Genomic DNA, 13,052 nt, shown 5'->3' with positions numbered 1-13,052 from the left:
GTCGCCCTTGTTAGCGGAAAGCCCCTGGCGCGTCAATAGCACCGCCCCCTGCGGCATTTGGGCGCACGCGACTGACCGCATCCGGCCCATGGCGTTCCCAGCCCTAAACTAGGCCTTGCGCGCTTGCTGCGCGCGGGAGGTCCAGCCGTGCATTACGCCCCCGATGTCGCCACGCCCCCGCCCGCCCTGCGTCGTGGCGCCGCCTGCTGCAATGACGCGTGCCGGCATGCGCACAGCTGCCAGGCCACCCGGGGTGGCGCCGCGGAACTGCTGGCCATGCGCGACATCGTCGAGCGCGTGGGCCCCTTCTCGGACGGCGACCGCCTCGTGCAACCCGATGCGCCCCACCTGGCCGCCTATGCGGTGCTCTCCGGCCTGGCCATGACCGTGGCCGGTGGCCGCGTGCTCGCGTTCCACCTGCCGGGTGAGCTTTTCGCGCTGGATATCGCCCGCCAGGGCCAGCACACGGCCTCGGTCGTCGCGGTGGGCAAGACGTGGTTCTGCCGCTTCCCGCGCGCGGCTACAGACGCCTTGTGCGAGCACGACGACGCCATCGCGAGCCACCTGCGTGGCTTGCGTCGGCAAGAGCGCCGCCTGGCCCTGCGGGGTGGCGATGCCCCTGCCCTCGCCCGCGTCGCGTCCTTCCTGGCAGACCTGCTTGCGCGGCGCCGCCAGGTGGAACCCGATACCACCTTCATACCCCTGCCGATGTCGCGCGACGACATCGGCTCGCACCTGGGGATGAGCGCGGCCACGGTGACGCGCATGCTGGCCCGCCTGCGCGCCGATGGCAGCCTGACGGTCAGGAACGACGGCGTCGGGATCACCGACGCCGCCGCCCTGGCCGGGCACGGCCTTACAGCTTGACCTTCACGCCGACGGTGAAGAACCGGCCCACCACGCCCGCCTGCGCATAGGTCGGGTTGTAGTTGAGCCCCGCATAGTTCAACGGATCGAACGGCGCCTTGCGGTCGAACGCGTTCATGATGGAGCCCGTGATCGATACCTTCTCGGTCACGTCGTAATTGCCGGTGAAGTCGACCTGCGTGTACGACGAACTGCGGCAGGAGGACGGGAAATCCGCGCCGGTCAGCGTGTTCGTCGACTGGCACCCCGGCGCGACATCCGGCGCGGTGAGCTTGATGCTGCTGGTGTAGTAGATCGTGCCGGTGAGCGTGAGCTTGCCCCACTGCACGCTGTTGGCCCACGAGCCGCGGTACCGCGGCGTGCCTGCGCCGGACGAGAGTCCGTACGGACCATGCGTGCCGACGAACTGCAGCTTCGAACCATCCTGGAGCGTCAGCACCCAGCTGATGATCTTCGTCAGGTTGATCTCGCTGGTGAAGCGGACGTTCTCGGCGAAGTTGAAACCGCCCTTCAGGTCGAGATCGATACCCTTCGTCTCCAGTGAGTTCTGGTTGACGTACGGGGCGACCACGACGATCGGCCGTGGCAGCGCATCCGGCGCCGCCGGGTCGGGTACGTCCTGCACGATGCTGGATGCCGTCGGCAACGGCTGGCCGGCGTAATACGCGGCAAGCACGGCCGACGGGCTCTGCTGGCCGATCACGCCGGTCTTCTTGATCCGGTAGTAATCGAGCGATGCGCTGATGTCGTCGGTGGGCTGGAACACGAGGCCGAAGGTCCAGCTCTTCGAGCGCTCCGGCTTCACCTTCGGGTTGGCCGCGGTCAGGAACGCCAGCGGGTAAGGCTGCACGTAACCGCTGTTGTTGTGCAGGTTCTGGAATTCCTCCGGCGGCGTGTACGTGGCGAACCCTTCCGCCTCGCTCGACCCGTTCTCGGCGAAGCTGGGCGCGCGGAATCCTTTCGAGAACGTGCCGCGCACCGCCAGCTGCCGGATCGGCTTCCACTTGATGCCGATCTTCGGCGAGAAGCTCTTGCCGAAGTCCGAGTAATGGTCATAACGACCCGACACATCGACCTCCAGCGATTCCAGGAACGGCGCATCCAGCTCCACGTACGCGCCGGTCACCGTGCGGTTGCCCTTGGTATGCGCGATGCCCAGCCCCTGTGCAGCCAGGTCGGGGTTGAGGTCAGGATCGTTCTGCTCCTCGTGGCGGACGTCGATACCCGTGGCAAGGCCGAGCGAGCCGCCCGCCAAATCGAGCAGCGGCCGGCTGACCCGGAAGTCGAACGACTGCAGGTCGCTCGTGGAGGTCTTGTGCAGCGCGGGCGCCAGCGCATCCAGGAACGCGCGCGAGTTCTGCGACGGATCCAGGAAGTTGTACGTGCCGTTGGTGATGGCCGCGATCAGCGAGTTGTAGTTGAGCAGGCCGTACGTATCGGTATCGAGCGATGAATGGTTGAACACCAGCGCGGTGTCATAGCTCCAGTCACCCCACGAACCGGTCACGCCACCGGTGATGCGCAGGTTGTGGTTCTTGTTCTGGCCACCGCCCGTCACGCCCGGGAACGTGTAGTTGATGAGCGCGGCCTTGCCATCCGCCGCGAACGGGTTGTTGGGGTTGAGCGAACCATCCGGCAAGGTCGCCGGCAGCGCGATCGAGTTGGTGTTGTTCGGCGTGCTCGCCTGGATCTGCGGCGGCGGGCCGCGGAAGTTCGTCTTCACCTGGTAGTAGCTGGTGTCGATGTACGCCTGCGTGGTGTCGTTGAGCTTCAGCGTGAAGCGGCCATACACGCCCGCGCGTTCCATCTCCGGTGCGATATCGAAGTACCGGGTGCGGTTATAGGCGCAGTAGCTCCCTGGGTTGTTTGGATCGTCGGTGATCAGCGTGCTGCCGGCGCCACATGGCACGAGTGGCTGCGAAACCGCGCCCGGGTCGGCGATGCCCGAGGTCACGTCGCCCGGCGTGCCGAGCGTGCCCGGGGTCACCGTGCCGTACAGCGAACCGGAGTTCTGCGACGGCTGGCCACCGATCAGGTTGTTGCCGCCGCTGCGCCGCGTGTCGTTGGTGTTGTACGGATAGCCACGATCGCCCACCTTGATCCGTTCGTCCTTCTGGTACTCGGCGCTGAAATAGGCGTTCCAGCCGTCCTTGCGCAAGTCGCCGCCGCCGAACAGCACGGTGCCACGCCGGGTGGTGCCGCCGCCCTTCTGCGACGTACCGACCTCGCCGCTGAACTCGGCACCCTTGAAACTGGGCTTGAGGATGATGTTGACGACGCCCGCGATCGCGTCCGCGCCGTACAGGGACGACGCGCCATCCTTCAGCACTTCGATCCGGTCAATCGCGTTCGAAGGGATCGTGTTGAGGTCGACGAAGGAGCGCTGGCCGTCGTCGGCCAGTGGGTAGTTCGCGGCGCGGCGGCCGTTGATCAGGACGAGGGTGGAGTTCACGGTCAGGCCGCGAAGCGCCACGCCCGAGGAACCCGCCGCAAAGCCGCCGGTGAACGCCGGCGGGATCGAGCCGCTGTTATCGGCGGAAACCGCGCGGATGACATCCGAAACCGTCGTGAGGCCGCTCTTCTGGATCTGGTCGGCGGTGATCGTGGTCACCGGCGATGGCGTCTCGACATCGATGCGTGGCAGTGCCGAACCCGTCACGGTGATCGCGGCCAGTTCGGTCGTGCCCTTCTGGTCGCCCTGCTGCGCCGGGGCGGGTGGCGGTGGCGGTGGGGGCGCGTTCTGCGCGTAAGCGGAGCCGCACGTGCAAGCCAGTGCGGTGGTGATGGACAAAGCGAGGCCGTGGCGCCGAAGCGCCATGTGTGCGTGCGTTTTCATTGTGAGTCTCCGGAGCCTTTAGGGGAGTGGGGCTGGGACTTTCGCGGCGGGGGAATATGCGAAAAACGCAACATTCACGGGGCCGCAATGAAAACCTACGCCGTGTAAACCGCGCGTACCATCGGCCATTCGGAATAGCTTACGCCGCGTTGCGCGGCGTTTTCTGGCACGACCTATGCAGCGTGCTGGCGCTGCCTACTCGTCTTCGCCGGGGTCGAAACCCTCGCGTTCCTTCATCAGCTCACGGGCCGCCGTGATGCCCAGGCGCAGGCCCTCGGCGCAGGCGTCTTCCTCATTGTCGTGCAGGGTGACGCACAGCTTTTCCTTCAGCTCGTCGCCGTCTTCGCTGATCACGTATTTGCCGCGCCAGCGGCCTGGCTTGGCCACGTAGCACGAGCCTTCGACGTCGAAATATCCAATCTTGCGATGTGCCATGGTCGGGTGAATCCTCCTCGATCCACCCCATCGTATGCATCGCGCATCAACGCAATGTGCAGCCGCTACTGCAGGCTCTGCACCGGTCGCTTGGCATTGGACTCGAACTCCCGCCAGACGCCATCGGCGCCCTCCACGGAAACCAGTACCTGGACCTGTCCCTGGGTACCCAGCAGCTTGGATTGCTGCACCGCGTAAGCGATGGCCGCCACGCGCGTTTCGAAATTTTCCGTGGGCACGCCGTTGAGCTGGACATGCCAGAGGCCGGCCAGGTCAGGGTGGAACGGGATGTCGTAAATCACCAGGGCCATGGGGAACGCGATTGCTCCAGCGCACATGCTTTGCCGCCGGTCCCATGGGGTTGGGTTCTTACGGTCGGACGGCGCAGCTTAGTCCTCCGGCGACCCGGCCACAACGGAAGATCGCTTGGCGAAACCTTCACGGCACCTACACCCGGGTGCGCGTCAGCGCGGCGCATCGTACGTACCCGGGCTCTGCGCCGTCGCCCGCCACGCCTCGGTGCGTTCCCGGCTCGCATCGAGCAAGCCCTGGCGCACGCCTTCCAGGTCACGGTCGGCGGTGTATACCGGGGTGCCGGGCTGTTGCCGCCATGAGTCGGCAAGCGGACCGGCATCGACACCATCGAAGCCGAGCTGGTCCACCAGCTTCAGCACGACGGCCTTGGCATTGTCATCGTCACCAGCCACCGGCAGGGCGATGCGGTCGCGCTCGGTGGCTGGCTTGCCCATGGCGCCGAGGTGCTCCGCGTAGATGTTGTTGAACGCCTTGATCACCGGCCGCCCCAGTTGCTGCGCCACCCACTGGCTCTCGGGCATCCCCTCCTCGATCGACGCGATGCGGCCGTCGCGCTGGCGCGGATAATAATTGCCCGTGTCGACCACGACGACATCACCGGCAACGTTCCCGAACAGGTTGGCCGGGAGGTCCGGAACGCGCGATTCGGGGATGGTGACGATCACCAGGTCAACATCGACGACCGCTTCGCTGGCCGCGACGGCGACCGCGCCGGTCTGGTTCTCCAGCTCCGTGAGGGTCTGCGGCCCGCGTGAGTTCGCGATCTTCACGTCGTGGTCGAGTTCGCGGAAGCGCCGCGCCAGCGTGCTGCCGATCTGCCCTGCGCCGATGATCCCGATCTTCATGCGTGCCCTCGCCCACCGTGGAAACTTTCGATCATCCGCCGGTGACGTGAATACAAGGCGAGCACCGGGTGAGCCTGTCGCCATCCCGTGCAGCGGCCTCCGCTAGACTCCGCGCATGACCCGACGCCCCCGCCTCCTCCTGCTGGCCCTCACCCTCACCCTGGCCGTCGGCGCCAGCGCCGCGACCGCCCAGACGCCTCCACCACTGCCCGCACCGGCGACCAGCGTCCCCACGCTCGAGGCCGTCACGGTCAGCGGCGTGCAGCCAGGCCCGGGCCTGTGGCGGGCCACGCGAGGCGACCATGTCCTGCTGATCCTGGGCACGCTGTCGCCCATCCCGGGCAACATCACCTGGAAGACCGACGACGTCGACGACGCGGTGGCGCACGCCGGCGCGCTCATCCTGCCACCGCACACCGAGGTGAAACCCAATGTCGGCTTTTTCGGCAGGCTGGCCCTGCTGCCGTCGCTGATCGGCGTGCGCAACTCGCCCGATGGCAAGACGCTGGAGGAAACCGTGCCGCCGGACGTCTACGCGCGCTGGCTCACCGTCAAGGCGCGTTACATCGGCGACGAACGCAAGGTCGAGCGCTACCGGCCGATCTTCGCCGCGATCGAGCTCTACAAGCAGGCCGTGAAGAAGTCCGGCCTGCGCAAGTCCGGCTACATCACCGATGCGGTGGTGGACATGGCGAAGCGGCACAACGTGAAGCAGGTGCCCGTGGAATACACCCTGCTCGTCGACGATCCCCGCGCGGTGGTGAAGGAATTCAAGCGCTCGACGCTGGACGACCTAAGTTGCTTCACCCAGAGCGTCGACAACATCGAAGCCCAGCTCGCCGCCATGCGCGAACGCGCCAACGCCTGGGCCACCGGCGACGTCGATGCGCTGCGCGATGAACGCCGTGCGAAGCAGATCTCGACCTGCCTGGATGCCGCTACAGAAAGCGGCCTCGCCCAGCGCATCGGGCTGACCGACGTGCCTGCCCAGGTGCGCACGCGCTGGCTGGCCGCCGTGGATACCGAAGTGGCCGCCAATGCGCAGACCGTCGCCATCGTGCCGCTGGATGACCTGATCGGCCCCAACGGTTACCTGTCGGCGCTCGCGGCGAAGGGCTTCACCGTCACCTCACCGGATGAGGGCGACGCCGCGGACAAGACCGCCGGCGGGACACCCTGACGGATCACCGCGGAAAAATCATCGTCCGGACCGCTCGCCCGTGCACGGTCCGTGACCCGGCCCAGCCGGCGCCACTCATCCACCGTCATGCGGTTGTCGAGGGCGCCGTTATCCATGAGGTATTCGGGCAGGTAGCCGGTCAGCAGCAGGCGGATATCCATCGGCAAGCCATCGTCGATGCGCCGTGCCATGCGGTAGACGATGGTCGTGCAGTTCGAGGTGATGGTGTTATAGAAGCGCGGCTTGTCGGCCAGCCGGTTCGCCGCCTCCACGTAGGACAGGAACAGCGACCGCATCGCTTCCGGCGGCATCCGCAGCGGGAACAGGTAGTCGTCCTCGCCGCGCACGTTGGTGCGGACCCGGATGATGTCCCGCTCGTCCGCCGCGATCAGCACCAGCTCGAACTGTTTGAAGAACCCGCCTACCTCGGAGAACGCTTCACCCTTTTCGCGGCGGATCTCCATCGAGAAGACGATGTGCCGGCCATCCTGGAAGCCGAACGAGAGCATGGCGTGGGCGATCGCCTCGCCGGACCAGTACGACAGCACCGCATCGGCGGAGACGAGTTGCGTCAGGTCGTACTCACGGGTCTCCCAGCGGCTGTCGTAGTCGTCCTCGGCGCGCCAGGTGAAGTTGCGGACGTTGTGCAAGGTGACCCGGTCGCCGTGCACCTCGCCCGAAAGCAGGCGGGCGACGTCATCCGACCAGAGCCGGTCGTTGCGCGGCGGAATGGTCATCCACCACGCGACCAGCAGCCCCAGCAGGGCGACGAGGCACAGCGGCGCCCACCAGACACGCCAGCCGAGAAACGCAACCAGCAGGGCCAGGTAGATCGCCGACCATGCGATAGCGCCAGCCAGGCGGACGCCCGGCGTGCCTGGCAGCTGGTAGCGCAAGGCGAGGGCGCCCCACGCGCCCGACGCGAACAGCAACAGGCCAGCGACTGCGCCGGCCACGCTGCGCGCGAGCATCCGGCGCTTCCTCATCGGGTAAAACGGTCGTGGTGGTCGCTCATCCGCCTAGCGTGGACGGAGCGGGACGCGCTTGCAACGTTTCCAGGCAGCTCAGGCGTTGCCGCCCATGCTCGCCTCGCGGATCGCCCTCTCGAGCTCCTGCGCACTGTAGGGCTTGCGCACCATCGGTGCGCGGTATTTTCCCGGTATATCCAGCGGCATGGCACCGGTGGCGATGACATACGGGATGCCGCGGCGCTTCAGTTCATCGAGCGCCGGGTACGCCATGATGCCACGCAGGTCCAGGTCCACCACCGCCACGTCACAGCGGGCGACATGGGCCACGCGCAAGGCTTCTTCGATGCAGCCGGCACATTCCGCGACGTCGTAACCGAGGCGGGCCTCGAGCAGGTCGGTCAGCGCGGACGCCAGTCCGCCATGGTCCTCGAAAACGATGGCACGTGGTGCGACTGAAGTAGTGGCCATAGCGAAGCTCACGTCAGCAGTTTCGGACTCCCCGGAGCAGAAACTACTACCGAATTTGCATGCGGGCCATAGTCCAACAGGCCGATTTGGAGCATTTGTACGTGCGTACTTTCACGTATGCGAAGGCGCGCACTTTTATTTCGATCCATACGCCGTGGCGTCACATAAAAACCTACGGGCGATCGTCTGGCTCGACAATAAAAGGCGGGGCCCCGCCCTCGCCTTTGCCCCGGGTGCCGACATCGTCGGCCACGCGGGCGAGGCGCTGCGCGATCCGCGCGCTGTCCCGCCGGAGGGTATCGCCCGGCTTGCCGGCCTGCGCACTGGCGATCATCGCCGCCTGGGCCTGCTTGAGCCGTACGACGCCAAGGTTGTATTCGGCCTGGGGGTAGCCGGGCCGGAGCTGGATGGCGCGCCCATAGGCGACCACCGCCTCGTCCGGCTGCTGCAGGCGGAACCGGGCGTTGCCCAGGCGAAACCAGGCGTCGGCGTCGTCAGGCTGGGCATCCACGATCGTCGCGTAGAGATCCGCCGCGTGGCGCATGTCGCCGGCGGCATAAGCCTGGTTCGCTTCCTGCGTGCTTTTCGCCACATCGAGGGTCGGCCGCGGCGGCGGGAGAGTCCCGTGGCTGGCGCAGCCCGCGAGCAGCGCTACCGCCATGCCCACGGACCAACCGGAAGTTACACGCTGCATCGGACGCACTCCTCTGGTGCAGGTTCGTCCACCCGACATTGCCCGTGCGGCTGCCCATCCGTCAATTCTCACAAAAGGTCGAAGGCCTTCAGGGCATTGCGTAAACGGCTTGAGACCAGGTCGAGGAGCTTGCGGCGCAGGTAGAAACGCCAGGCCAGCCAGGTCGCCAGCCGCGCGCGCAACCCGGCGGTCGCGGCGACGTACAGCGCCTGCATGCGGCCTTCCGCCAGCGGCATGATCGTCTCCACGTCAAACGCCGCCCGCGGCCACGCCGGCACGGGCTCGCGCAGCGAGCCGCAGCCACCGACCAGCGGGATGACCGGCGCGAAGCGTTCGCCATCGACCTCGCGGAGATATCCCGCCATGGCCGGGTCGTCGACCCAGCTGGCGAAGATCGGGTTGGCGGCGGGCACCAGCAGGCGCTCTTCGAGGAAGCGCTGGCAGTTGCGTCGGCCGAGCAGGAAATCGTGGTGGCGGTACGCCTCCGAGAGGAACCCGGAGAAGCCACCCAGCGCGCCGGCGGCCAGTGCGCGGCCACCGATCCAGCGCGGGCCCGGTTCGAGCGCCGGGCGGCTCGGCGCGATCATGAAACGGCTGTACACGGTGGCATCGAGCGCCAGCGCCACTTCCTCCGGCTTGAAGCGCGCCTGCTGCTTCCAGGCTCCAAACAGCGACGCCATCGACTCGATCAGGTTGGTCGCATCGGCTTCCACCGGGCCGGGTGCCTCGGCTTCAGGGAACGGGTCGAGCATGATCACGATGCGGTTGACCTTGTCACCGTCGCGCGGGTTGCGGCCCAGCGTGCCTGCCAGTTCGGTACGCGCCAGCTCGAACGGCTCGTTGTCCATGGCCCCGCCATCCACCGCGACGAACCGGTATTCACCGTCCTCGCCGTCACCATCGGCCCAGGCCGGCGGCAACGGCACCGGCGTGGCCATCCCGTCCTTGCCCGGGACCACCACCACACGCTGGTCGTAGTCGGTCCACGGCCGGCTCACCTGGCGAAAGCGCAGCCCCGCGGGGAACGCCGACGAAGCCAGGGCGGCCTGCATGAAGGCGCGCCACGGGGGCGTACGCGCGTGGCTGGGGCCGGTCACCAGCCGCTCGTCGGGAAACATCCACTCGCCCGCGCGATCGCCCTGCCCCGTATCCACGGCGAAGCGCAGCCAGTCGGCGTGGGCCATCATGCCGTGGCCCGGGATTTCCGGGTTGCCCTTGAACTGCACCATGTACGGCACGCCGCGCAGGTTCGTCACGGTGAAGACGCACTTCAGCGGATTGGCGACGTAAGGCCGGACGGCAGGCGTGCCCGTGTGGTCCAGCATGTCCGCGGCGATGGTGTCCAGGCAGGTCGAGTCGAGCAAGGAGGCGATCGGCTGGCCCGGATCGGCCAGATCGGCCTTGCCCAGCAGTTCGCGCACATCGATCCGCTTTACCCAGGCGTCGTAGAAGGGGTTGCCCGTCACGTCTTCCGGCGCAGGCCCAGCGTGCACATGGGGAAAGCGGTACGGCAGCGCGATGCCGGAGAGCACCCCGTTGATGCTGCCCGCGGAGGCACCGGAGATGACCCGCAGGAGTACGTCATGCCGGGGCACCGGTAGCCCGCGCGCCTTCGCCTCATACCAGTGGTCGAGCGCTTCGTAGAGGAAATCGAGCACGCCGGCGGCGTACGCGCCGCCCGATACGGCGCCGGCAAGCGCCAGCCCCAGCTCGAACGTCCCCGGCCGGCAGGCAGGGGTCTCCCGGGGCCGTGCCAGGGGTAACTCGTTGTCAGCCATCGATGGATCCCGTGGGGTCGCAGGATCGCGCCGCCCCCTCGGCGCGTCTCGTGGAACGCGGCGACCTTACCGCGCCATCCACTGCGCGGCCAAGGCCAGCGCTGCCGGCAAGGCCTGCACGTAGAGGATCCTGCGGCTGGCGGTGAGCGCGCCCCACAGCCCGGCGACCACCACGCAGCCCAGGCCGTAGAACACGAAGGCGGTTGCAAACGGCTCGCGCAGGGCCAGGCCGAGCACCAGCGCGACCACCAGGAAGCCGTTGTACAGGCCCTGGTTCGAGGCGAGGGCGGCGCTTTCATTGGCGAACGCAGGCGTGATCCCGAACACTCGCGGGCCGCGCGAGCGCCAGAGCAGCATTTCGAGCACCACGATATAGACGTGGATCAGTATGACGATGGCGGTCAACACGGTGGCGAGCAGGCTCATGGCGGTCCTTCGTTCGGTGGTAATCCGCCCAGCATAGCGACGGACGGCCGGATGTGAAGGGCCGTGGGTTTACGTAGGCCGATCGTTCGATTGCGCCACGCGGTCCGGACGGGTCAGATAGCGGGATGCGCAATGTCATGGCAGCCCAGGAGATATCGCTGGAGGCCCTCGGGCTGCTCCAGGCCCTGCTGCACCACGACTACGATGAAGCGCACTTCCGCGCGGGCCACGTGGCCCGCCACGCCGCGCTGCACGAGCACCTGTCCGTCGCCGATGCCGCCGAACGCATCGAGACGCTGTTGCAGGAGGGCACGCCGGATACCGACGCCCTGCACGTCGCGCTACGCAGCCTTGCACATTCGGTCGATCGCATGCAGCTGATTGCCCTGCGTCGCGCCGGCAAGCTGTTCTGAGCGCCCTGCTCGGGTAGGATCGGGATCTACGTCCCGGAGCCTGCCGCATGAGCCAACTGTCCAACTTCATCGATCCAAGCGCGCCACCCAGCGGGACCGGCTGCGTCGAATGCATGGCGGCGGGCGACTGGTGGTTCCACCTGCGCCGCTGCGCGAAGTGCGGCCACGTCGGCTGCTGCGACGACTCGCTCAACCGGCATGCGCGGAAGCACTTCGAGGAAACCGGCCACGAGATCATCCAGACCTTCGAACCCGGCGAGGACTGGTTCTACGATTACCGCACGGACGACGAAGTGCGCGGCGCCCCGCGCCTCGCCGATCCGCAGCACCACCCGCGCGACCAACCGGTCCCCGGCCCCGCGGGTGCCGTGCCGCGCAACTGGCAGGTGATCCTCATGCGCCGCAACGAGCAGGAACAGAACGAACGCAATGACTGAGCTTATCGAGTGGGATGACTTCACCCGGGTGGTGATGGTGGCTGGCACGGTCACCCGCGCCGAAACCTTCCCCGAGGCGAAGCGGCCCGCCTACCGCATCTGGGTGGACTTCGGCCCGCACGGCGAACGCAAGACGAGCGCGCAGGTCGCGGGGATCTACCAGCCGGATGAACTCGTCGGCCGGCAGGTCATTGGCGTGATCAATTTTCCCGAGAAGCAGATCGGGCCCATGCGATCGCAATTCCTGCTCACCGGTTTCCATACCGATGAAGGCGTGGTCATCGCGACCACGGAACGTAACGTGCCCAATGGCACGCGGCTGGCCTGAGATACCGATGTCCGTTTCCGACCCGTTTGAAAACCTCCCTGTCGACGAAACCCCTGCCAGTGTCGTGGCCTTCTGGCGCGATGCCGGCCCGGCGCGCTGGTTCGAGAAGGATGACGCCTTCGACCGCGAGTTCCGCCGGCGCTTCCTGCCTGCGCACATGGCCGCTTCGCGCCGCCGGCTCGATCACTGGATGGAGACGGCGGAAGGTTCGCTCGCGCTGGTGATCCTGCTCGACCAGCTCCCGCGCAACGCCTTCCGCGATTGCGCGCACATGTTCGCCACCGATGCGCTGGGTCATTACGTCGCCCGGCAGATGCTGGCGCGAGGGTTCGATCAGCAGATCGAAGGCGACATGCGCGTGTTCTGCTACCTGCCCTTCTCGCACGCGGAAACGCTGGCCGACCAGGACCTCGCCGTGGAACGCAACGAGCCACTCGGCGACCCGTACCTCAAGTTCGCGATCATCCACCGCGACGTCATCCGCCGCTTTGGCCGGTTCCCGCACCGCAACCACGCCCTCGGCCGCGAGACGACGGCTGACGAGCAGGCGTTCCTCGACGAAGGTGGCTTCGCAGGATGAGGGTATGGCTTTGAATATCTGGGTCGACGCCGACGCCTGCCCGAACGTCATCAAGGACATCCTGTTCCGTGCGGCCGAGCGTGAGCAGGTCGAGGTCACGCTCGTGGCGAACCAGTGGATCCGCACGCCCGCCTCGAAGTTCATCCGCTCGATCCAGGTCCCCGGCGGCTTCGACGTGGCGGATGACGAGATCGTCCGCCGCGTGCAACCGGGCGACCTGGTCGTCACGCAGGACATCCCGCTGGCCTCGTTCGCCATCGAGAAAGGCGCGCTGGCCTTGCATCCTCGTGGGGAGCTGTTCACCCGCGACACGATCGCGGCGCGGCTCTCCATGCGTAACTTCATGGAAGAGCTGCGCGGTGCAGGCGTCGATACCGGTGGCCCAGCGGCGATGCACCCGCGTGACCGGCAGAACTTCGCCAACGAGCTCGATAAATGGCTGGCGCGCCGGCGTAGCCAGGCGAGCCGCTAGGCCGGCA

General features: G+C 67.1%; 16 protein-coding genes. 7 read left to right on the top strand and 9 right to left on the bottom strand.

Annotation, left to right across the window (positions count from 1 at the left end; all coding sequences use genetic code 11):
- Positions 1–147: 147 nt before the first annotated feature.
- Positions 148–867: a Crp/Fnr family transcriptional regulator gene (locus tag ACZ6YI_RS20295; protein ID WP_465780207.1), complete on the top strand. Its 720-nt coding sequence runs from the start codon at positions 148–150 to the stop codon at positions 865–867.
- On the opposite strand, the gene ACZ6YI_RS20290 is transcribed toward ACZ6YI_RS20295, so the two are convergent.
- The 4 genes from ACZ6YI_RS20290 to ACZ6YI_RS20275 all read right to left on the bottom strand — a co-directional run bounded on the left by ACZ6YI_RS20290 (position 857) and on the right by ACZ6YI_RS20275 (position 5,382).
- Positions 857–3,703, bottom strand: coding sequence for a TonB-dependent receptor (locus tag ACZ6YI_RS20290; protein WP_465780206.1), 2,847 nt, complete (start codon positions 3,701–3,703; stop codon positions 857–859). The two genes, ACZ6YI_RS20295 and ACZ6YI_RS20290, sit on opposite strands and share 11 nt — an antisense overlap.
- A gap of 195 nt (positions 3,704–3,898) precedes the next feature.
- Complete coding sequence (locus ACZ6YI_RS20285; protein ID WP_440327197.1) at positions 3,899–4,138, bottom strand: hypothetical protein; 240 nt, start codon at positions 4,136–4,138, stop codon at positions 3,899–3,901.
- Between the two features lie 65 nt (positions 4,139–4,203).
- Positions 4,204–4,449 carry a DUF2188 domain-containing protein gene (locus ACZ6YI_RS20280; protein ID WP_465780205.1) on the bottom strand — a complete coding sequence of 82 codons (246 nt, stop codon included), beginning with the start codon at positions 4,447–4,449 and terminating at the stop codon, positions 4,204–4,206.
- A 153-nt stretch (positions 4,450–4,602) separates the two neighbouring features.
- On the bottom strand, positions 4,603–5,382 hold the full coding sequence (locus tag ACZ6YI_RS20275) for an NADPH-dependent F420 reductase (RefSeq protein ID WP_465780204.1): 780 nt from the start codon (positions 5,380–5,382) through the stop codon (positions 4,603–4,605).
- Between the two features lie 31 nt (positions 5,383–5,413).
- Between ACZ6YI_RS20275 and ACZ6YI_RS20270 the strand changes: the two genes are divergently transcribed.
- Positions 5,414–6,478: a TraB/GumN family protein gene (locus ACZ6YI_RS20270; RefSeq protein WP_465780203.1), complete on the top strand. Its 1,065-nt coding sequence runs from the start codon at positions 5,414–5,416 to the stop codon at positions 6,476–6,478.
- On the opposite strand, the gene ACZ6YI_RS20265 is transcribed toward ACZ6YI_RS20270, so the two are convergent.
- From ACZ6YI_RS20265 to ACZ6YI_RS20245, 5 genes are all read right to left on the bottom strand, one after another.
- A complete protein-coding gene (locus ACZ6YI_RS20265) occupies positions 6,388–7,449 on the bottom strand; it encodes an Lnb N-terminal periplasmic domain-containing protein (RefSeq protein WP_465780202.1) in 1,062 nt (353 codons plus the stop codon). The genes ACZ6YI_RS20270 and ACZ6YI_RS20265 overlap by 91 nt on opposite strands.
- A 93-nt stretch (positions 7,450–7,542) precedes the next feature.
- Entirely contained in the window at positions 7,543–7,917 is a 375-nt protein-coding gene (locus ACZ6YI_RS20260; RefSeq protein ID WP_440327189.1) for a response regulator, read from the bottom strand.
- Between the two features lie 172 nt (positions 7,918–8,089).
- Entirely contained in the window at positions 8,090–8,611 is a 522-nt protein-coding gene (locus ACZ6YI_RS20255) for a tetratricopeptide repeat protein (protein ID WP_465780201.1), read from the bottom strand.
- A gap of 68 nt (positions 8,612–8,679) precedes the next feature.
- Positions 8,680–10,389 carry a patatin-like phospholipase family protein gene (locus ACZ6YI_RS20250; RefSeq protein WP_465780200.1) on the bottom strand — a complete coding sequence of 570 codons (1,710 nt, stop codon included), beginning with the start codon at positions 10,387–10,389 and terminating at the stop codon, positions 8,680–8,682.
- A 66-nt stretch (positions 10,390–10,455) separates the two neighbouring features.
- On the bottom strand, positions 10,456–10,815 hold the full coding sequence (locus ACZ6YI_RS20245; RefSeq protein ID WP_440327185.1) for a DUF1304 domain-containing protein: 360 nt from the start codon (positions 10,813–10,815) through the stop codon (positions 10,456–10,458).
- 137 nt (positions 10,816–10,952) lie between these two features.
- Between ACZ6YI_RS20245 and ACZ6YI_RS20240 the strand changes: the two genes are divergently transcribed.
- The 5 genes from ACZ6YI_RS20240 to ACZ6YI_RS20220 are packed head-to-tail and all read left to right on the top strand — an operon-like array spanning position 10,953 to position 13,045.
- A complete protein-coding gene (locus ACZ6YI_RS20240; RefSeq protein ID WP_465780199.1) occupies positions 10,953–11,228 on the top strand; it encodes a hypothetical protein in 276 nt (91 codons plus the stop codon).
- Positions 11,229–11,275: 47 nt separating this feature from the next.
- Positions 11,276–11,665 carry a UBP-type zinc finger domain-containing protein gene (locus ACZ6YI_RS20235; RefSeq protein WP_465780198.1) on the top strand — a complete coding sequence of 130 codons (390 nt, stop codon included), beginning with the start codon at positions 11,276–11,278 and terminating at the stop codon, positions 11,663–11,665.
- On the top strand, positions 11,658–11,993 hold the full coding sequence (locus ACZ6YI_RS20230) for a tRNA-binding protein (RefSeq protein ID WP_440327180.1): 336 nt from the start codon (positions 11,658–11,660) through the stop codon (positions 11,991–11,993). The genes ACZ6YI_RS20235 and ACZ6YI_RS20230 overlap by 8 nt, the downstream gene beginning before the upstream one ends.
- A gap of 7 nt (positions 11,994–12,000) precedes the next feature.
- Positions 12,001–12,573: a DUF924 family protein gene (locus tag ACZ6YI_RS20225; protein WP_465780197.1), complete on the top strand. Its 573-nt coding sequence runs from the start codon at positions 12,001–12,003 to the stop codon at positions 12,571–12,573.
- Positions 12,574–12,577: 4 nt separating this feature from the next.
- Positions 12,578–13,045, top strand: a complete 468-nt coding sequence (locus ACZ6YI_RS20220; protein WP_440327177.1) for a YaiI/YqxD family protein — start codon at positions 12,578–12,580, stop codon at positions 13,043–13,045.
- Positions 13,046–13,052: the final 7 nt, after the last annotated feature.

It is taken from the genome of Luteibacter sp. NPDC104163 (assembly GCF_055584245.1).
This window is presented reverse-complemented; position numbering and strand designations above follow the sequence as displayed.

Excerpts from the sequence above, each read along its gene's own strand:
- ACZ6YI_RS20240 (WP_465780199.1), top strand. The coding sequence starts at position 10,953 with ATGGCAGCCCAGGAGATATCGCTGGAGGCCCTCGGGCTGCTCCAGGCC.
- ACZ6YI_RS20220 (WP_440327177.1), top strand. The coding sequence starts at position 12,578 with ATGGCTTTGAATATCTGGGTCGACGCCGACGCCTGCCCGAACGTCATC.
- ACZ6YI_RS20270 (WP_465780203.1), top strand. The coding sequence starts at position 5,414 with ATGACCCGACGCCCCCGCCTCCTCCTGCTGGCCCTCACCCTCACCCTG.
- ACZ6YI_RS20245 (WP_440327185.1), bottom strand. The coding sequence starts at position 10,815 with ATGAGCCTGCTCGCCACCGTGTTGACCGCCATCGTCATACTGATCCAC.
- ACZ6YI_RS20285 (WP_440327197.1), bottom strand. The coding sequence starts at position 4,138 with ATGGCACATCGCAAGATTGGATATTTCGACGTCGAAGGCTCGTGCTAC.
- ACZ6YI_RS20225 (WP_465780197.1), top strand. The coding sequence starts at position 12,001 with ATGTCCGTTTCCGACCCGTTTGAAAACCTCCCTGTCGACGAAACCCCT.
- ACZ6YI_RS20275 (WP_465780204.1), bottom strand. The coding sequence starts at position 5,382 with ATGGCGACAGGCTCACCCGGTGCTCGCCTTGTATTCACGTCACCGGCG.
- ACZ6YI_RS20265 (WP_465780202.1), bottom strand. The coding sequence starts at position 7,449 with ATGCTCGCGCGCAGCGTGGCCGGCGCAGTCGCTGGCCTGTTGCTGTTC.
- ACZ6YI_RS20250 (WP_465780200.1), bottom strand. The coding sequence starts at position 10,389 with ATGGCTGACAACGAGTTACCCCTGGCACGGCCCCGGGAGACCCCTGCC.
- ACZ6YI_RS20235 (WP_465780198.1), top strand. The coding sequence starts at position 11,276 with ATGAGCCAACTGTCCAACTTCATCGATCCAAGCGCGCCACCCAGCGGG.
- ACZ6YI_RS20230 (WP_440327180.1), top strand. The coding sequence starts at position 11,658 with ATGACTGAGCTTATCGAGTGGGATGACTTCACCCGGGTGGTGATGGTG.
- ACZ6YI_RS20290 (WP_465780206.1), bottom strand. The coding sequence starts at position 3,703 with ATGAAAACGCACGCACACATGGCGCTTCGGCGCCACGGCCTCGCTTTG.
- ACZ6YI_RS20255 (WP_465780201.1), bottom strand. The coding sequence starts at position 8,611 with ATGCAGCGTGTAACTTCCGGTTGGTCCGTGGGCATGGCGGTAGCGCTG.
- ACZ6YI_RS20280 (WP_465780205.1), bottom strand. The coding sequence starts at position 4,449 with ATGGCCCTGGTGATTTACGACATCCCGTTCCACCCTGACCTGGCCGGC.
- ACZ6YI_RS20260 (WP_440327189.1), bottom strand. The coding sequence starts at position 7,917 with ATGGCCACTACTTCAGTCGCACCACGTGCCATCGTTTTCGAGGACCAT.